The 17,092-nt window shown below is 40.2% G+C and carries 21 protein-coding genes; 1 reads left to right on the top strand and 20 read right to left on the bottom strand.

The genetic code is table 11. From position 1 onward, the window contains the following. Positions 1–12: 12 nt before the first annotated feature. The 9 genes from RBB56_RS05870 to RBB56_RS05910 all read right to left on the bottom strand — a co-directional run bounded on the left by RBB56_RS05870 (position 13) and on the right by RBB56_RS05910 (position 8,134). Positions 13–1,494, bottom strand: coding sequence for a phytoene desaturase family protein (locus tag RBB56_RS05870; RefSeq protein ID WP_306721450.1), 1,482 nt, complete (start codon positions 1,492–1,494; stop codon positions 13–15). An 8-nt stretch (positions 1,495–1,502) separates the two neighbouring features. Next, positions 1,503–2,078, bottom strand: coding sequence for a TetR/AcrR family transcriptional regulator (locus RBB56_RS05875; RefSeq protein WP_306721451.1), 576 nt, complete (start codon positions 2,076–2,078; stop codon positions 1,503–1,505). A gap of 864 nt (positions 2,079–2,942) precedes the next feature. Continuing rightward, positions 2,943–3,143: a hypothetical protein gene (locus RBB56_RS05880; protein ID WP_306721452.1), complete on the bottom strand. Its 201-nt coding sequence runs from the start codon at positions 3,141–3,143 to the stop codon at positions 2,943–2,945. Positions 3,144–3,380: 237 nt separating this feature from the next. Continuing rightward, positions 3,381–3,776 (bottom strand): 30S ribosomal protein S9, encoded by a 396-nt coding sequence (rpsI, locus tag RBB56_RS05885; RefSeq protein ID WP_306721453.1) that lies wholly within the window; start codon positions 3,774–3,776, stop codon positions 3,381–3,383. 28 nt (positions 3,777–3,804) lie between these two features. Next, positions 3,805–4,233: a 50S ribosomal protein L13 gene (rplM, locus tag RBB56_RS05890; RefSeq protein WP_306721454.1), complete on the bottom strand. Its 429-nt coding sequence runs from the start codon at positions 4,231–4,233 to the stop codon at positions 3,805–3,807. 464 nt (positions 4,234–4,697) lie between these two features. Then, complete coding sequence (truA, locus tag RBB56_RS05895) at positions 4,698–5,438, bottom strand: tRNA pseudouridine(38-40) synthase TruA (RefSeq protein ID WP_306721455.1); 741 nt, start codon at positions 5,436–5,438, stop codon at positions 4,698–4,700. Next, positions 5,435–6,241 (bottom strand): energy-coupling factor transporter transmembrane component T family protein, encoded by an 807-nt coding sequence (locus RBB56_RS05900; RefSeq protein ID WP_306721456.1) that lies wholly within the window; start codon positions 6,239–6,241, stop codon positions 5,435–5,437. The genes truA and RBB56_RS05900 overlap by 4 nt, the downstream gene beginning before the upstream one ends. Positions 6,242–6,321: 80 nt before the next feature. Beyond that, positions 6,322–7,170 carry an energy-coupling factor transporter ATPase gene (locus RBB56_RS05905; RefSeq protein WP_306721457.1) on the bottom strand — a complete coding sequence of 283 codons (849 nt, stop codon included), beginning with the start codon at positions 7,168–7,170 and terminating at the stop codon, positions 6,322–6,324. 118 nt (positions 7,171–7,288) lie between these two features. Next, a complete protein-coding gene (locus RBB56_RS05910; RefSeq protein ID WP_306721458.1) occupies positions 7,289–8,134 on the bottom strand; it encodes an energy-coupling factor transporter ATPase in 846 nt (281 codons plus the stop codon). Positions 8,135–8,393: 259 nt separating this feature from the next. Here RBB56_RS05910 and RBB56_RS05915 point away from each other — a divergent pair, with 259 nt between their 5' ends. Continuing rightward, a complete protein-coding gene (locus RBB56_RS05915; RefSeq protein ID WP_306721459.1) occupies positions 8,394–9,353 on the top strand; it encodes a M15 family metallopeptidase in 960 nt (319 codons plus the stop codon). 2 nt (positions 9,354–9,355) lie between these two features. Here the strand turns inward: RBB56_RS05915 and RBB56_RS05920 are convergent, their stop codons facing one another. From RBB56_RS05920 to RBB56_RS05970, 11 genes are all read right to left on the bottom strand, one after another. After that, positions 9,356–10,282, bottom strand: coding sequence for a DUF7916 family protein (locus RBB56_RS05920; protein WP_306721460.1), 927 nt, complete (start codon positions 10,280–10,282; stop codon positions 9,356–9,358). A gap of 613 nt (positions 10,283–10,895) precedes the next feature. Continuing rightward, positions 10,896–11,501 (bottom strand): bL17 family ribosomal protein, encoded by a 606-nt coding sequence (locus RBB56_RS05925; protein ID WP_306721461.1) that lies wholly within the window; start codon positions 11,499–11,501, stop codon positions 10,896–10,898. Between the two features lie 166 nt (positions 11,502–11,667). After that, on the bottom strand, positions 11,668–12,624 hold the full coding sequence (locus RBB56_RS05930; RefSeq protein WP_306721462.1) for a DNA-directed RNA polymerase subunit alpha: 957 nt from the start codon (positions 12,622–12,624) through the stop codon (positions 11,668–11,670). 101 nt (positions 12,625–12,725) lie between these two features. Further along, positions 12,726–13,319 carry a 30S ribosomal protein S4 gene (gene rpsD, locus RBB56_RS05935; RefSeq protein ID WP_306721463.1) on the bottom strand — a complete coding sequence of 198 codons (594 nt, stop codon included), beginning with the start codon at positions 13,317–13,319 and terminating at the stop codon, positions 12,726–12,728. A 275-nt stretch (positions 13,320–13,594) separates the two neighbouring features. Next, positions 13,595–13,990 (bottom strand): 30S ribosomal protein S11, encoded by a 396-nt coding sequence (gene rpsK, locus RBB56_RS05940; RefSeq protein WP_306721464.1) that lies wholly within the window; start codon positions 13,988–13,990, stop codon positions 13,595–13,597. 71 nt (positions 13,991–14,061) lie between these two features. After that, entirely contained in the window at positions 14,062–14,430 is a 369-nt protein-coding gene (gene rpsM / locus RBB56_RS05945) for a 30S ribosomal protein S13 (RefSeq protein WP_306721465.1), read from the bottom strand. A 303-nt stretch (positions 14,431–14,733) separates the two neighbouring features. Then, the gene (gene rpmJ, locus RBB56_RS05950; RefSeq protein WP_031271335.1) at positions 14,734–14,847 is read right to left on the bottom strand and encodes a 50S ribosomal protein L36; all 114 of its coding nucleotides are present in this window, start codon (positions 14,845–14,847) and stop codon (positions 14,734–14,736) included. A gap of 106 nt (positions 14,848–14,953) precedes the next feature. After that, positions 14,954–15,172: a translation initiation factor IF-1 gene (infA, locus tag RBB56_RS05955; protein WP_306721466.1), complete on the bottom strand. Its 219-nt coding sequence runs from the start codon at positions 15,170–15,172 to the stop codon at positions 14,954–14,956. Continuing rightward, complete coding sequence (locus RBB56_RS05960) at positions 15,154–15,441, bottom strand: KOW domain-containing RNA-binding protein (protein ID WP_306721467.1); 288 nt, start codon at positions 15,439–15,441, stop codon at positions 15,154–15,156. The genes infA and RBB56_RS05960 overlap by 19 nt, the downstream gene beginning before the upstream one ends. Positions 15,442–15,478: 37 nt before the next feature. Beyond that, positions 15,479–16,234, bottom strand: a complete 756-nt coding sequence (gene map, locus RBB56_RS05965) for a type I methionyl aminopeptidase (RefSeq protein ID WP_306721468.1) — start codon at positions 16,232–16,234, stop codon at positions 15,479–15,481. A gap of 3 nt (positions 16,235–16,237) precedes the next feature. Then, a complete protein-coding gene (locus RBB56_RS05970; protein WP_306721469.1) occupies positions 16,238–16,882 on the bottom strand; it encodes an adenylate kinase in 645 nt (214 codons plus the stop codon). Between the last annotated feature and the right edge of the window lie 210 nt (positions 16,883–17,092).

The following is a 17,092-nucleotide window of genomic DNA, read 5'->3' on the forward strand; positions in this document are numbered from 1 at the left end:
TTTTCAATCTATTTAATAGTCTGACTTTTTTATAATTCTCCATGCAGCAAATTTCCCCATTGCAGCTGCTACCGGAAGTCCTCCGGGTCCCATGAGCCATTGACTCGCAAGCAAAACATTATCTATTCCATTAATAATTCCTGGTGTTGTAATACTCTTTGCAGCTTTAGTTGTCACAAAGCTCATATAAGCTCCTTTATATGAATTACAATAGCGAACATATGTCATTGGTGTCCACACATCAAGTACATGTATTTTCCCCTTTAAAAAAGGATATTCTACAATTATTCTTTCCATAGCTTGTTGTGCAATTTCTTTTTTCTTCCGCTCATACAATTCTTTATTTGAATAAAGCTTCTCCCAATACTTATAATCTACTTCTGACTGAACAAAATTAGATTGAATGATCATTTTACCTTCCGGTGCAAAATCCGGTTCATAGTCATAGGAATAAATACTCATAGTTCTCACTGAATGATTACCTACTTCAATCTCATCACATGAAAAAAATCTTGTTCCGGTCAGCTCCGAAAACACTCCATTAACGGCATACGCAATTTGAAATCCACTGCTTACCGGATATTTTCTTCGCTCTCCATATTGCTTCTTTAAACGTTTGGGCACATATGCGCCAGGTAATAGTTTCCGAAATGTATAGTCGGTATCGCAAGAACATACTATATAATCGGCATTGACTTTTCTTCCATCCTGTAGCAAAATCCCTTCTGCTTTTTTTCCATTCAACAGAATACGTTCTACAGCTGCATTCGTATGTAATACTCCACCGCTTACTTTATACTTATTAGCAATGCGCATCGCCATTTCAAGCGATCCACCCTTGGGAATATCTCCATTCCCACCAATCACCGTCGCATAAGAAACAAGGAACGCAAATGCCAGATATCCCGGCGGCATATAATCCATAATAGATCGTTGAATTAATGGATGCTTAAAACGAAAAGCAAGCTCCTTGATATCAATAGCTCCGTACTCTTTCATTACTTTTCCCATTGCCTTCATGGACATTCCAAGCTTTATAAATTCTAACAAATTCATGGAATCAAAAGGTTTCTCTACCGGAATCTCCAAACTCTCAGCAAGTTTCACATGATCTATCAACTTATGAATTTCTTTTTCATCTTGCGGAGAAAGTTCTAACATTTCCTTTCTTGTCCTATCTGCATCTCTCCAATAAGTAAGCGTCTGCCCATTCAATTTAGATGAAAAAAACATTTCTTTTTGATGTACCTCTATATTATCACCTAGTGCTCCAATTTCCTTCCATAATTCGTGAAGATCACTCCCCTCTTTAGTTCCTGTTAACCAGTGAATACAATTGTCAATAACATAGCCTTCTCTTTTCCATCCCGTACATTGTCCGCCTACTACTGCATTCTTTTCAAAAATTTCCGTCTGATATCCTTCTTTTTGCAACATTACTCCTGCTGTCATCCCCGCAATTCCGCCACCTATTATTACAACTTTTTTCATCATAATCCCCATCATCTCTTTCTTACTATATCAACAATCCACTCTGCATCAGGCAACTCAATCTCCTGATTAACTGCATACCTCTCAACAATCCCTTGAAGACTACACCAAAATGCATTAGAAAGTACTCTGGGATCGCCTTCTCTTATCGTTCCTTCCTTCTGCCCCCACTCAATAATAGAGACAAACTGTTCAATCGTTTCTACTTTCATCGCTATTTCTCTGATATGCATTGGTGTACCTTCATTTCTTTGTGCTTCTGCCATAAGAACAAATAGTTTTGCCATTACAGGGTTTTGTTTCATATACTCGAATAACTGTGCCGTAAATTGTGAGAAAAAATCAATTGCATGATCACACTTCTGTTCTTTAGGATAGTTCGTTCCTTCCAACCCAATCCGAACCAGTTCCTCATACAATTTTTCTTTTGATTCAAAATAATGGAACAGTAACCCTGTACTCATATTTGCCCGTTTTGCAATATCTGACACTTTTGTTAAAGCATAGCCCTTACTCACAAATAATTCTAACGCCGCATAAATTATTTCTTGCCTTCGCCTCTCTTTTTGTTCTTTCCTAGTCTCCATTTTATCTCTCCATTATTACTGTATGTATTTCTATTAAATATCAATTCATTGAATCTATATTCAATAATATTACAATAAATTATTGCTGTAAATATAAATAATTTTCATTTAAGAACAGCCTTGTAGTTTACAAATAATGTGAGGCGGTCTTATCTATTTTCACGAATATAAGTCTTTCCTCTTCTATGCCATTTTCCAGTTTGAAAGAATTCATCCGATAATAGTAACACTCATCTTTATTTCCATTGTATTTTCCATTGAACTCTCTGAACGCTTATGCTATATTTTAGATATTAAAGGAGCAATCTCCCATAAGGTGGTTTGACCGATTATATGAGTAGAACTACCACCCTAAACCTTCCAAAGTATCAGGGTGGTGGTTCTATATAGCTACTTACAAAACGTAAAAACGAATGTAAGTAATGTTAAAAGGAATATACCGAAAGCCATTATATCTCTTCGGTAACTTTAAGTCCTGATTCTATGGCATTTTAGGACCTTTTGTCAGTTACTTGTTAGTTACCCATAGATTACTCCGGTAATCCCCCATACTACCTATTACTCAAATTTCTGTTGAATTAAATAAATTCTTATGATATATTATAGATAGAAAAGGAGCAACCGCCCACAAGGGGTTGACCCATAAGTTTGGTTAAAGAACCGCCCTTACTCGCCAAAGTACAAGGGCGGTTTTGCTATGTAGAACTACTTACAAAACGTAAAAACGAATGTAAGTAATGCCAAAAGGAATAGACCAAAGGTCATTATATCCTTAAAATCAAAATGACTTTTCATAAGCATCACCCCCATTCTTTTAGAATGAGGTCAACACACCCTGCAACACGATTGTTCCATGCTAAAATTCTAACATACTCTCTCATCGATAGCAATTGACGTAATTGCAAAATCTATGATATCCAATGTTATCTGCGAACGCAAGAAGGAACCTCGATTCCGCCTTGCTTCATCTCTTTGATAACTTTCCGTTATCTGCGAACGCAGGAAGGAACCTCGATTCCGCTTCGCTTCATCTCGGTCATTCTTGCGTTCCAATGAACCAGCCACATATAAAAAAGCCCCATGAATGCAAGCATTCCGGGGCTTTGTATATGCGTCTGATTCGCAGATAACTGCTTATCTCTTTGAAAACTTATGGGATTATCTGCGGATGCAGAACAACCTCGAATTTGCTTTGCAAATCCTCGGTCATTTCTGCATTCCTATGGACAAAAGCGCATATAAAAAAGCCCTTGAATGCAAGCATTCCGGGCTTTCTGATATGCGTTTTGTCCGCAGATAATCCTAACGTTTTGAAAACTGGGGTGCGCGTCTTGCGGCTTTGAGACCGTATTTCTTTCTTTCCTTCATACGAGGATCTCTTGTTAAATATCCTGCTTTTTTAAGTACCGGTCTGAAATCAGCATCAGCCTGAAGTAATGCTCTTGCAATACCATGTCTGATAGCGCCTGCCTGGCCTGTATATCCGCCACCGCGTACAGTAATCTTTACATCGAATTTGTCCAATGTATCTGTAGCAGTAAGGGGCTGACGAACGATAACTTTTAATGTCTCTAATCCAAAGTAATCATCGATCTCTCTTTTATTTATAACGATATTACCTTTGCCGGGTACTAAATATACTCTTGCAATCGATTTCTTTCTTCTGCCTGTTCCATAGCAATTTGCTGTCTTAGCCATTTTAATTTTCTCCTTTCAGTCCTCTTAATTAAAATGTTAATACTTCAGGTTTCTGAGCGATGTGTTTGTGCTCTGCGCCTGCGTATACATGAAGTTTTTTGTACATTTCTCTTCCTAAAGGTCCCTTCGGAAGCATGCCTTTCACAGCAAGTTCTATAACTTTTTCAGGCTTTTTAGCCATCATTTCCTTTAATGTAGTCTCTTTCATACCGCCTACATAATCAGAGTGGTGATAGTAAATCTTCTGATCCATTTTCTTGCCGGTTACTTTAATCTTTTCTGCATTAATTACAACTACATAATCACCTGTATCAATATGAGGTGTAAAAATCGCTTTATTCTTGCCTCTTAATACTTTAGCAACTTCAGATGCCAAACGTCCGAGTGTCATATCAGTAGCGTCAACTACATACCATTTTCTCTCGATAGTAGCCGGACTAGCCATAAAAGTTTTCATTATGTTACCTCCAACCTTAATTCAATTTTCTCCGTTTGATTTCGCTAATCAAACAATGTTTTCCTAGTTTCTGTCAATAACCTCACTCAGATGCGGATGTCCGGCCACATCTTAAGCTGCTCACTGACATGCTTTCTTTTCATAGGAAACATGCTTTGCTGCTTCCCTCATCAATATATTTATAATGCACTACCGGGGCTTTGGTATTACATTATGAACCATTGTCACATTGAATTATTATATTATACGCTTCCGCGTGTGTCAACCTTAATTTTAACAAATTTTGTGACTGTTCAGTACCCCACCTTCACAGTTACATGTGAAAATCTATTAAAATCACTTTCGGTGATGGGATTTTCACTTACTATTCCACATATTCTTACGGTCAGCGCAGAGTAAATGCGCAGATCTGTTGAATAGTTATTAATTTTTTCTTGTTTTCTGCTGTTTTTAAGTTTATCCCCTTATCCTAGGAACTCGTACTTCGTTAGCATCAATCCGCAAGCCGGTGCTGTCGGTCCTGCTGCTTCTCTGTCCTTGGCTGACAGGATATCCGCTATAGCTTCCGGCTCCCATCTTCCTTTTCCGACCTCCATAAGAGTACCGGCAATAATTCTTACCATATTATATAGGAAGCCATTGCCTTTCACGCGGATAATGATTTCCTCATCCTCTTTCTCTACCTGTAGGGAATATATAGTTCTTACCGTCGTTTCCGCCTGGGTAGCTATGCTGCAGAAGCTTTTGAAATCGTGTTCCCCAATAAGATAAGATGCTGCCCGTTGCATCCGGGATATGTCCAGAGGCCTATAAGTAAAATAAGTATAGAGCCTTTTCGTCGGCAAGGGGAACTGGGCATTCATAATTCTATATTCATACGTCTTGTGACTTTCCAGTCGGCGGGGATGAAAATCTATCGGCACTTCTTTGGATTCACGAATGCGAATATCCTCAGGCAGCCGTTGATTTAAGGCATAAGACATTTTCTCAGCAGGCATTCTGACATTCGTATCGAACACGGCTACGTTACAAAGCGCATGAACACCCGCATCCGTTCGGCTCGCTCCGATAACCTTAACCTCTTCCCCAAATAATTCGGACAGGCATCTGTTCAACTCTCCTTCAATTGTTCTGGCGTTATCCTGCACCTGGAAACCGCTGTATGCGGTACCGTCATAAGCAACCGTTAACATCACACGCTTCATAATGTAAATATTCTCCCAAAATAAATACAGAAAGCCACATATATCCATGCCACAGCGTACGCTATCGCATCCTGCCTGCTATATACAAGAGGTTTCATCTTCGTCCGATTATCCCCTCCTCTGTAACATCTGGCTTCCATTGCCATCGCCAAATCGTTAGCACGCCTGAATGCAGAAAGAAAGAGTGGTACGAGAAGCGGGACGAGACTTTTTGCCTTTTTAATCAAATTTCCGCTTTCAAAGTCTGCACCTCTGGCAATCTGCGCCTTCATGATCTTATCAGTTTCCTCCAATAAAATAGGTATGAACCGAAGCGCAATTGCCATCATCATCGAGATTTCATGCACCGGTACGTGCAGTTTCTTTAATGGGGCCAGCAGCTTTTCCATACCATCTGTCAGCTGGTTCGGCGTGGTCGTAAGCGTCATTAGTGATGAACCGATAATTAAAAAAGTCAGTCTAATTGCCATAAATACCGCCAATCGTAAGCCTTCCTTCGTTATCGTCAGCTTCCAGACGCTAATCAATGCCTCACCCGGAGTTAGAAAAAGATTAAATACTACTGCTAAAATGAGCAAAAATACAATCGCTTTCATTCCTCTGACAATAAACCGAAACGGAACCTTAGATACTTTTATAAGACATATAAGGAATGCTCCCGCAATGGCATATCCAACAAAATTATTCACTATAAACAGGGATATAATAAACAGCATCGTAGTCACCAACTTCACTCGTGGATCGAGCTGATGTATGACTGAATCTGCATGATAATATTGTCCCAATGTAATATCTCTTAACATCTTTTCTCCTATTTAGGCAGTTCTAAAGCCCTATCTTGTGAACCATAACTTTACATGCCTGCTTACATCATCTATTCTGCCTACCCTTTTATTACCTTCAGAATTTCATCCCTGGCTTCTTCAATGTTAATCACATCTTCATTCACCGAGTAACCTCTTTCCTTAAACGCCTGCATAATATAGGTTACCTGGGGGGCTGCAAGCCCTACTTCTTCCAACTCCTTATAATGGCGGAATACTTTTCTCGGCTCATCATCATACATAACACTTCCCTGATTCATAACAATGATACGGTCTACATACTTTGCCACATCCTCCATACTATGAGAAACGAGAACTACTGTAATTCCTGTTTCCTCACGAAGCTTCGCGATTTGGCTTAGAATCTCGTCTCGCCCTTTTGGATCAAGACCTGCCGTAGGCTCATCCAGAATAAGCACCTCCGGCTTCATGGCAAGCACTCCGGCAATGGCGACTCTTCTCTTCTGTCCGCCCGATAAATCAAACGGTGACTGATAGAAATACTCATCTTCCAATCCTACCTGCTTTAAAGCCTCATAAGCACGAAGCTGCACTTCTTTTTCTGAAAGTCCCATATTCTTAGGACCGAAGCATACATCAGAGAAAACATCGATTTCAAAAAGCTGATGTTCAGGATATTGAAATACTAATCCTACATTGCTTCTTAGCTCCTTCTTATTAAAACCCGCTTCCCCTATATCCTCACCGTTATAATAAATATGTCCCGATGTAGGTTTCATCAGTCCATTCAAGTGCTGTACAAGCGTCGATTTACCGGAACCTGTATGGCCTATAAGCCCGATAAACTGCCCATCCGGTATTACAAGATTAATATCTTTTAAGGCCGCTATCTCCATTGTGGTTCCTTCTTCATATATATAACTTACATGGTCAAGAATTATTGCCATCTATTTCTACCTCATACGCATATCTTGTTACTATTCACAGTCTCATCGTGAATATGTTCACAGCTTCATCATGAACAGCGACAGAAGGCACACAGAATGCAAAAATGCATTTTGGCGCTTACATTTTAAGTTCCTGCATAAGTTCTTCACAAGTCAAGATTCCATCCGGAAGATCGATTCCGCTTTTTCTCAACTCATAAGCGAGCAAAGTAACTTGCGGCACATCCAGGCGCAATTCCTTTAACTTTTCCACCTGTGAGAAAATTTCCCTCGGGGTTCCCTGCATGGCGATGCGCCCTTTATCCATAACGACCGCCCTGTCTGCATGAATGATTTCTTCCATATAGTGGGTAATGAGTATTACTGTAATACCCTCTGCATGATTCAGCGCACGAACCGCACGTATGACCTCCTTGCGTCCATTGGGATCCAACATCGCAGTCGGTTCATCCAATATAATGCATTTAGGATGCATTGCAATTACCCCTGCAATCGATACTCTTTGCTTCTGTCCTCCTGACAACTTGTTGGGAGAATGCTTTCTGTATTTATACATTCCCACCGCTTTCAGGCTCTCTTCTACTCGTTCCCATATTTCTTTCGTAGGAACACCCATATTTTCCGGTCCGAAACCCACATCCTCTTCTACCACTTGTCCGATAATTTGATTATCCGGATTCTGGAAAACCATTCCGGCGTTCTGTCTGATATCCCAAAGATATTTTTCATCTGTTGTATCTTTGCCATCCACCCAGACAGATCCTTCCGTGGGATAGAGAATTGCATTCAAATGCTTGGCAAGAGTGGATTTACCGGAGCCGTTATGCCCGAGAATCGCAATGAAATCCCCTTGCTTCACATCCAAACTTACCTCATCCACTGCGCGAGTGATTCCTTCTACATTGCCTTCCTCATCCCGTCTGATATATTCAAAAATCAACTTTTTCGTTTCTATAATTCCCATTTGTTATCCTAAACCCTCAGATTAGTTACCATTTAGTCACGTTTTTAATTGTACTAGAAAATACTAACAATTACAATAGAGCGTATTCATTATTTCATACCTTGTCCGCAGGCGGCCATGATATATTTTTGCACACTCGCTTTGCTCGGCGCAGTATAATATTGCTAAAATATTATACTTGTAACGCGACATTCCCCGTAAAATATGATATACTTTTTTTGCTCAGTTTTATGCCAAATCAAAGCAAAAGGAAAATGTTATGGACTTAAAGAAAATTATAAAACCCCTCTTTGTACTGCTGTCTCTTATTATCTTCTGTTCTCTGTTTATAAGAGTATGTGCTCATTCGGAAACTCTTACAGAATATGCTGCCAATAATCCCGACCTTGCCTATCCTCAAACTACAGATTATACAGCACAGAAAGAAACAGAACCGATGATTGAAGACTCTTCAAGAAATGACAAGAAAAGCAGTTCTGAAAAAGAAGATATAACTCATATAGATAATACGAAAGAAACAGACGGAATAATGGAGGATACAATGGATATTTATCCCGAACGAGTAGAATACATGCCGGACTTTTATTACGAACCACTTTCTGATGATATTAAAAAGAGAATTACAGGAATCTCCTATCCGGTAAGCGAGGAAAATAAGGATACAACTTTAGTTACCGCTATGAATATCGTATCCTCTCCGGACGAAATTCAAATCAGTTATGATGATCTTCGCTATGTTAGGGTTCTCTATTATAATTTCAAGGGGATTGTTCGCACCGGCGAATTAATTTGCAATGAGGCAATTGCCCAAGATCTCGTTGAAATTTTCTATGAATTATATGAAAATGAATACCAGATAGAGCAAATATCCCTTATCGATGAATACGGCGGAGATGACGTCTTATCTATGCTGGATAATAACACCTCCTGCTTCAATTACCGTGTAGTTGATGGTACCACTAGCCTTTCGAAACATGCACTCGGGCTTGCCATCGATATCAACCCTTTCTTCAACCCTTATGTCGTATATAAAAACGACGGTACTACATACATCTCACCACAAGGCAGTGAGACATATGCAGACCGCTCAAAAGAATTCGCTTATAAAATTGATGAAAATGATCTATGCTACAAACTCTTTACAGAGCATGGTTTCACATGGGGCGGTAATTGGAACTCCCTCAAGGACTACCAACATTTCCAAAAGGTTCCGAAATAAATCTATCGGTTCACCGATACCGCCATTCTATGGTAGGTATGCCTTACTCCGCGGATGGCTACTGAATATGCCATAATATTTTCCGGCACAGCCATTCCCGGATATCCGGCATCTCCGATATGATGAATATCCGTTCCCGTCATCTTGCACATCAGAGCAATCTGCTTAATCGTCTCTACATCTGCTCCTTCTTGTGACGTTCCTATCGCAGTAATAGTCAGCACTCCTTTGCTATGAGCGAAGGAAACCAATTCTCTAATATATTCCGTCGTAATTCCGGGAACAGTCGCCGGTGCAGGAAGTAGGATGATATCCGCTCCTGCTTCTACAAACTCTGCAATATCTTCCTTCGTAATGATATTCTCCCCGCCTTCTCCGATAATACCGGAAGCATGCATTTTACCAGCCGCCAAGATCAACTTATCGCCTAACTCTTTCGACATCGCTTTCAAGGAATCACTTATCGCCTTATTACTTACACCATTGCCTGGATTTCCTGTGAGAAGAACCATATCTACACCCATTTCGCTTGCTTTTCTCGCATTATCCACCGTCGCCCTGCGTCCTTCGGACATCTCCCACAAGGAACCTTTATTTCCCTCCGCGATCGAGTCTTCCACCGGCTCCAAATTAATCCCTATCATCCTCCCTGTAAGGCGCTTCAACTCCCTCACCGTTTCCTCCGGATCTACCTTGGGAAGCCCTTGTATAACAGGCTTTACTACATCGAACATATTAAGAAGCAACACATCTGCCCCCATAGATGCCGCAAACTCCGCATTAGTCACATCAGAAAGAATCGGCATCGTGATTCCGATGCATTCACACGCTACTACCCGTCCTTCACTTCCTGCGATAGAACTCAAATAATCTTCCTTCGTAAATCCCGCAAAATCCGAAGAAACACAATCCAACATCCTCTTAGCCATAACCTTCTCCTTTTCCTCTCTTAAAAAGTTAATAATTGAATCCTTCGATAAAAAACTTCTACCATTTCTAAAACTTCCATTACTTCCTATATCTTACAGTCTTTCACTATTCCTATATACAATTACAACTTTTCCTTAACTTCGATACTCCTTGGACTTCACTCAAATTTACATATTCTAGAACTTCATTATCTTATATATTCATTCATACCACTATTATCCCAGCCTATCATTTCGCAACCTTCCGCAGGATTTTACTTGGCGGTTTGATTTTACTTCCTGCAACATGCAATTAGGATTTTCTTAATGGAATAACAAATAACCCAGGGCAAATGTTGCAAGGATGCAACATTTAGGAATCACGGTACAAGGATGTACCTTGATTCCGACCCGTCCGCCTTCGAAACTTATCCATTCCATTTAGAAAATACAACTGCATGTGCCGGAAGATAAATCAAAGCCGCCGAGCAAAATCCCTTCGTAAACCAAGCAAATAATATACAAAACATATAAAACCCCACACAGAAAAACATATGAAGCTTTTACAACTTATCTATATTATAACAAAGGAGACTGCCAAAGCAATCTCCTTTTATCATTTATTCCTATGAACTTATACTAATTCGAGAACAACTTCCATAGCTGCATCGCCCTTACGTTGTCCAATCTTAATGATTCTCGTGTAACCACCGTTACGGCTTGCATATTTCGGACCATACTCATCGAAAAGCTTTCCAACAAGGTCAGCTTCCTTTGTTGCTTTCTTTTTGCCTGCGTTAGTAGAAGGAACTTCTGTTACAGGATATAATACCTTTAACATCTGTCTTCTTGCATGCAATCTGGAAGGAAGATCTTTTTTGATTTCTTTTTCTACTTCATCGTAAACAGTTACTGTCACACCATTTTCGATTCTTAAGATTTTGCCGTCTTTATCGCGGTGTGTCTCAGAAAGAACCTTTTTGGTATCTTTGTCAACGATTTGTTTTACTCTATTACCGTCTTTATCCTTACGAGCTACTTTCGCTGTAACTTTTACGGTTTCGAAGTTGTCTTTTTCTTTAGCAGCAAGTGCAATAAGACCTTCAGCAATTTTCTGAACTTCTTTTGCTTTTGCCTGTGTGGTAATAATTTTACCATGGTACAATAAATTAGTTACCTGATTTCTAAGTAATGCTTTTCTTTGGTCAGATGTTCTGCCAAGTTTTCTGTATTTTGCCATTTTTACGGCTCCTTTCTCTCAAACAGGGAATTCCCCTTATGGTACATCCGGCCATGCTCTTTGGACTTATTTACCGAATGCTGATTCCATATCATGAGCCCGCACGCATACGCTCTTTGGACTTATTACACATGCGTTTTCACGAATCTATAAACACAGTTTACTTTTATTCCTCGCTGGGATTAAGCTGTAAACCGAGTTCCTTTAATTTAGCCAAAACTTCCTCCAAGGACTTGCGTCCTAAGTTACGAACCTTCATCATATCTTCAGGCGTTTTGTTTGTTAATTCTTCCACCGTATTGATTCCGGCTCTCTTCAAACAGTTATAGGAACGAACAGAGAGTTCAAGCTCATCAATGCTCATTTCTAATACCTTTTCTTTTTCATCATCCTCTTTTTCTACCATAACTTCTGCCGTTTTGGCATTTTCAGATAGATCGATGAAAAGACTTAAATGTTCGCTGAGTACTTTTGCAGCCAAACTAACCGCTTCGTCGGGAACTAAAGTTCCGTTCGTATACACATCGAGTGTCAGTTTGTCATAGTCCGTAATCTGACCTACACGAGTGTTCTCAATCGTCACATTTACTCTTTCAACAGGTGTATAAATGGAATCGATTGCAATCACACCGATTGGCAAATCTTCCAATTTGTTCTTATCGGCGCCTACATAACCTCTGCCTTTTGAAATGGTAAGCTCCATATACAATTTTGTATCTTTTCCGCTTAAGGTAGCGATTACTAAATCGGGATTTAAGATTTCAATATCCTGATCCACCTGAATATCGGATGCCTTTACAACACCTTCGCCGTCAAATTCAACATATGCCGTCTTAGGTTCATTTGTATCGCTGTTATTTCTAATAGCGAGACCTTTAATATTCATAATGATTTCGGTAACATCTTCCTTTACGCCCGGAATGGAACTGAATTCGTGTAAAACTCCTTCAATCTTCACCTGACTTACCGCAGCACCAGGTAAAGAAGAAAGCATAATTCTTCTTAATGAGTTGCCCAGCGTAATGCCATAGCCTCTTTCTAAAGGTTCTACTACAAATTTGCCATACTTTTTATCTTCAGAGATTTCTGCAACCTCAATATTGGGTCTTTCAAAATCAAACACTGCAAATACCCTCCTTTACGAACAATTATATCTAAGTCGTTAAGCAGATAAGAAGAATTCTCCTTATCTGCCTAATTTTTCTGTTATAATGAAATCTTATCTTACTTAGAATATAACTCGACTATAAGCATTTCATTAACGGGAACATCGATCATCTCTCTTGTAGGGAGCTGCTTAATTGTTCCTTTCATAGCTTCCTGGTCAACATCCATCCATTCAGGAGTAAGTCTTCCACCGGTAACCTCGAGGATTTCTTTATATCTCTGTAAGGATTTGGATTTTTCTCTTACTTCAACTACATCTCCAGCTTTTACCAAGTAAGAAGGAATATTTACAGCCTTGCCATTTACAAGGAAGTGCTTATGTCCAACTACCTGTCTTGCTTCTCTTCTTGTTCTCGCAAGTCCCATTCTAAACACTACATTATCAAGTCTGCTCTCGAGCATAGTCATAAGGTTTTCACCTGTAAGACCTGCCATCATTCTATCAGCTCTTTCATAGTAGTTTCTAAAGGGTTTCTCAAGAACACCGTAGATAAATTTTGCTTTCTGTTTTTCTCTTAATTGAAGACCATACTCGCTTATTTTCTTGCCTGATCTTACCGCTCTGTTTGATTTCTTATCATATCCTAAAAAAGAAGGCTCAAGTCCTAAAGCTCTGCATCTTTTTAAAACTGGTACTCTGTTTACTGCCATTTCGGGCTCCTTTCTGAATAAAGGCCTATAAGCCTTTCACTATTGTTTACAACGTAAGTTCTTAAGAACATTACGCATTCTTCCAACATGCTGCATATCCGCCTGGTAGACGGAATGTTTGTTACTATTCAGCCTACGGCTTCCTAGCAACAATTCATGCACAGAAATACTGCTATGCAGTATTGCGCGCTTGCCACACTCAGGTTTTCTGTGACCTTCGTTCACAAAAAACGCCTCGCGGTGTTGATGACGGAACTGTAACGAATATTTCGCAATTATACGCGGCGGCGTTTGGGAGGACGGCATCCATTGTGAGGAACGGGTGTTACGTCTCTGATACTCGTTACTTCAACTCCACAAGCCTGAAGTGCACGGATTGCTGCCTCACGTCCTGAACCTGGTCCTTTAACCATAACATCAACTGTTTTCAAACCATGTACAAGTGCAGCTTTTGTAGCAGTTTCTGCCGCCATCTGTGCTGCGTACGGAGTAGATTTCCTTGAACCTCTAAAACCAAGACCACCAGCACTTGCCCAGCTGAGAGCATTTCCTTCGTTGTCTGTCAATGTAACAATTGTATTGTTAAAAGAAGACTGGATATGTGCCTGTCCGTGTTCAACGTTTTTCTTGACACGTTTCTTTGTTACTTTTTTTGCAACTTTCTTTGCCATTTTAAACTAACCTACTTTCTCGACTTTTCATTTCCTGTTACATTTATTGTAACTGTTACTTTCGTTCTTAATTATTTCTTCTTATTAGCCACTGTACGTTTCGGGCCTTTTCTTGTTCTTGCATTCGTCTTAGTCTTCTGACCACGAACAGGAAGACCTTTTCTGTGACGAATACCTCTGTAGCATCCGATTTCCTGAAGTCTCTTGATGTTCATAGCGATTTCTCTACGAAGATCACCCTCTACCGTGAAATCGGTATCGATTACTTCGCTGAGTCTCTTTACTTCTTCATCTGTTAATTCTCTTACGCGTGTATCAGGATTAACCTGTGCCGCCTCAAGAATCTTGTTTGAACTTACTCTTCCTATACCATAGATATATGTGAGTCCTATCTCTACACGTTTTTCTCTAGGTAAGTCAACACCTGCAATACGAGCCATTTACATTTCCTCCATTTTTTGTTTCATGAAAAATTCATGATGTTACTAAGTTGATTGAGATGGCCTCCGGCACACCCAACCGGAATCAAATCCGACCTTTCCAAAGCACTACATTGGACTATCGTTCTTGTCTTTTATCGATAGTTCCTTTGCCCGCCCTGGTATCAACAAGTAATCTCCATAGGCTCCTGTGTCGTTATAATCTATATTTATCAGTGCAGTCTTCCATATGGGGCTGCACAGCAATCTTACACTATAACCGGACAAGGATCCTTTGCTGTTTATCACTAATCAGCGTAGGGATTATCCTTGTCTTTGTTTGTGCTTCGGATTCTCACAGATTACTCTGATTCTTCCTTTTCTTTTAATGATTTTGCATTTTTCGCAAATCGGTTTTACTGATGATCTAACCTTCATGTTAAACCCTCCTTTCAAAAAGACCGTCTTACATTATATCATGGGAAATTGTCAAATGCAAGAGCATTTTATGTGATTCGTCAAGTAACTGTTCGTATCCTTACAATTACTTATCTCTCCAGATAATACGACCCTTCGACAAATCATATGGTGACAACTCCAGAGTTACTCTATCTCCCGGTAAGATACGAATAAAATTCTGGCGCAGCTTACCGCTTATGTGAGCAAGCACCTTGTGTCCATTTTCAAGTTCTACCTGGAACATGGTGTTTGGTAACTTTTCAATTACTGTTCCTTCAATTTCAATTACATCTGCTTTAGACATATGATACCTCCTATGGCTTTCCTTATTTCTTCATTATATATCGGTTGCTTCTTTATCAGTTTCTCTTTTAGAATATCATCGGATTTTTTCTTGATAATCTGAATATGCCTTTTGTTTTTCTTCTTCGGATTTTCCCTTGTTTTATATTTACCATCCGCTAAATATACATATTCATTATCTTCTTCTACTATGATATATATCGTGTCCTTATCGTGGCCTGCTTTCGATATCGCAAACATTCCAAGACGAGTGTCTTCTACTCGTTCCATATCACTAACCTAGCCTTTCTTCTTCCAACCCTCTGCCCTAAAGCAACGTTAGAATCTCCGGCTCACCATCATCGGTGATGAGAATGGTATTCTCATAGTGAGCTGATAACGAACCATCTGCCGTGACCACCGTCCAATCGTCATCCAGCCAATCCACTTCCCAATCCCCCATATTAATCATAGGTTCTATCGCCAAGGTCATACCTGCACGAAGCTTAATTCCCTTGCGGCGCTGTGTGAAGTTCGGAATCTGCGGCTCCTCGTGAAGCTTCGTCCCAATACCATGGCCCACCAAATCCTTAACGATGCCATAGCCAAAGGAAGATACATATTGGTCTATCGCACTTGATATATCATATAGATGATTGCCTGATTTTGCCATTTTAATTCCTTCGAAAAAGCTTTGCTTCGTTACTTCAATCAACTTCTTCGCTTCTTCGCTGATCGTACCGACGGCATGTGTCCTTGCCGCGTCCGAATGATATCCTTTATATATCAAACCTGCATCCAGGCTTACAATATCTCCGTCCTGCAATATGTGTTCGGCATGTGGAATGCCGTGTACTACTTCATCATTGACGGATACGCATATGGATGCAGGGTAACCGTTATAATTTAAGAAATTAGGAACACAACCGTAGCTTCGAATCAGCTTTTCCCCCAGTTTGTCAATATCCAGTGTTGACATTCCCGGTCTAATTGCTTCTCCGAGGCGGGCATGCACTTCTGCAAGCATTTTACCCGCTTTACGCATCAGTTCTATCTCTCTCTCAGATTTAATCGATACTGCCATATTTTAAGCTCCTAAAATCTTTACGATGGACCTGAATACATCCTCCATAGGCTGCGTTCCGTCCACTGTTCTAAGTACGCCTTTTTCACTATAGAAGTCGATCAAAGGCTGTGTCTGATCATGATAAACCTTAAGGCGGTTCAAAACGGTCTCCGGCTTGTCGTCATCGCGAAGAACCAATTCTTTTCCGCATCTATCACAAGTTCCTTCCATTTTCGGAGGAACATGTTCCATATGATATGTAGCTCCGCATGCGAGACATGCACGTCTACCGGACATTCTTTTTACAATATTTTCATCGGGTACATCCACATCGATCGCATAATCGATCGTTTCATTCAACTGAGCGAGTGCCTTATCGAGCACCTGCGCCTGAGGAATCGTTCTTGGAAAACCATCCAGCACGTAACCATCTTTACAGTCTTGATCCGCTACTCTGTCAAGAAGAATCTTCACCGTAAGTTCATCAGGTACAAGAAGACCCTGATCCATATATTTCTTAGCTTCCGTGCCAAGTTCTGTACCATTCTTAATATTCGCTCTAAAAATATCACCTGTAGAAATATGAGGAACACCATATTTATCAGCTATCATTTTAGCCTGTGTTCCCTTTCCGGCTCCCGGAGCACCTAACATAATAATTTTCATCGTTATATCGTCCTTTCACAGCAAATGTCCCTATTGCAACAAACGGACACACGCTGTAAGGCGGGTGCCCATCATAAAATCGGCTACTTGGTGCGCGTAGCTGCGCACCCTGCCCGGAGGGCTTTTCTATCATAGGAACAAAGTTCCTATTTGGAACAAGGTTTCCTATGATAGAAACAAAGGGGACTCTCAGCCACTCCTTCGTCCTCC

The sequence above is a fragment of the Kineothrix sp. MB12-C1 genome, from assembly GCF_030863805.1.
Taxonomy (GTDB): domain Bacteria; phylum Bacillota; class Clostridia; order Lachnospirales; family Lachnospiraceae; genus Kineothrix.

Bases quoted from the DNA above. Each gene is read 5' to 3' on its own strand.
- RBB56_RS05905 (WP_306721457.1), bottom strand. From the start codon at position 7,170: ATGGCAATAATTCTTGACCATGTAAGTTATATATATGAAGAAGGAACC.
- rpsD (WP_306721463.1), bottom strand. From the start codon at position 13,319: ATGGCAGTAAACAGAGTACCAGTTTTAAAAAGATGCAGAGCTTTAGGA.
- rpsM (WP_306721465.1), bottom strand. From the start codon at position 14,430: ATGGCTCGTATTGCAGGTGTTGACTTACCTAGAGAAAAACGTGTAGAG.
- RBB56_RS05915 (WP_306721459.1), top strand. From the start codon at position 8,394: ATGGACTTAAAGAAAATTATAAAACCCCTCTTTGTACTGCTGTCTCTT.
- rpmJ (WP_031271335.1), bottom strand. From the start codon at position 14,847: ATGAAGGTTAGATCATCAGTAAAACCGATTTGCGAAAAATGCAAAATC.
- RBB56_RS05870 (WP_306721450.1), bottom strand. From the start codon at position 1,494: ATGATGAAAAAAGTTGTAATAATAGGTGGCGGAATTGCGGGGATGACA.
- map (WP_306721468.1), bottom strand. From the start codon at position 16,234: ATGGCAGTATCGATTAAATCTGAGAGAGAGATAGAACTGATGCGTAAA.
- rpsK (WP_306721464.1), bottom strand. From the start codon at position 13,990: ATGGCAAAGAAAGTTGCAAAAAAAGTAACAAAGAAACGTGTCAAGAAA.
- infA (WP_306721466.1), bottom strand. From the start codon at position 15,172: ATGTCTAAAGCAGATGTAATTGAAATTGAAGGAACAGTAATTGAAAAG.
- RBB56_RS05910 (WP_306721458.1), bottom strand. From the start codon at position 8,134: ATGGGAATTATAGAAACGAAAAAGTTGATTTTTGAATATATCAGACGG.
- RBB56_RS05925 (WP_306721461.1), bottom strand. From the start codon at position 11,501: ATGGCAAAATACAGAAAACTTGGCAGAACATCTGACCAAAGAAAAGCA.
- rplM (WP_306721454.1), bottom strand. From the start codon at position 4,233: ATGAAAACTTTTATGGCTAGTCCGGCTACTATCGAGAGAAAATGGTAT.
- RBB56_RS05960 (WP_306721467.1), bottom strand. From the start codon at position 15,441: ATGGAACGAGTAGAAGACACTCGTCTTGGAATGTTTGCGATATCGAAA.
- RBB56_RS05920 (WP_306721460.1), bottom strand. From the start codon at position 10,282: ATGGCTAAGAGGATGTTGGATTGTGTTTCTTCGGATTTTGCGGGATTT.
- RBB56_RS05970 (WP_306721469.1), bottom strand. From the start codon at position 16,882: ATGAAAATTATTATGTTAGGTGCTCCGGGAGCCGGAAAGGGAACACAG.
- RBB56_RS05900 (WP_306721456.1), bottom strand. From the start codon at position 6,241: ATGTTAAGAGATATTACATTGGGACAATATTATCATGCAGATTCAGTC.
- truA (WP_306721455.1), bottom strand. From the start codon at position 5,438: ATGAAGCGTGTGATGTTAACGGTTGCTTATGACGGTACCGCATACAGC.
- rpsI (WP_306721453.1), bottom strand. From the start codon at position 3,776: ATGGCTAAGACAGCAAATTGCTATGGAACAGGCAGAAGAAAGAAATCG.
- RBB56_RS05875 (WP_306721451.1), bottom strand. From the start codon at position 2,078: ATGGAGACTAGGAAAGAACAAAAAGAGAGGCGAAGGCAAGAAATAATT.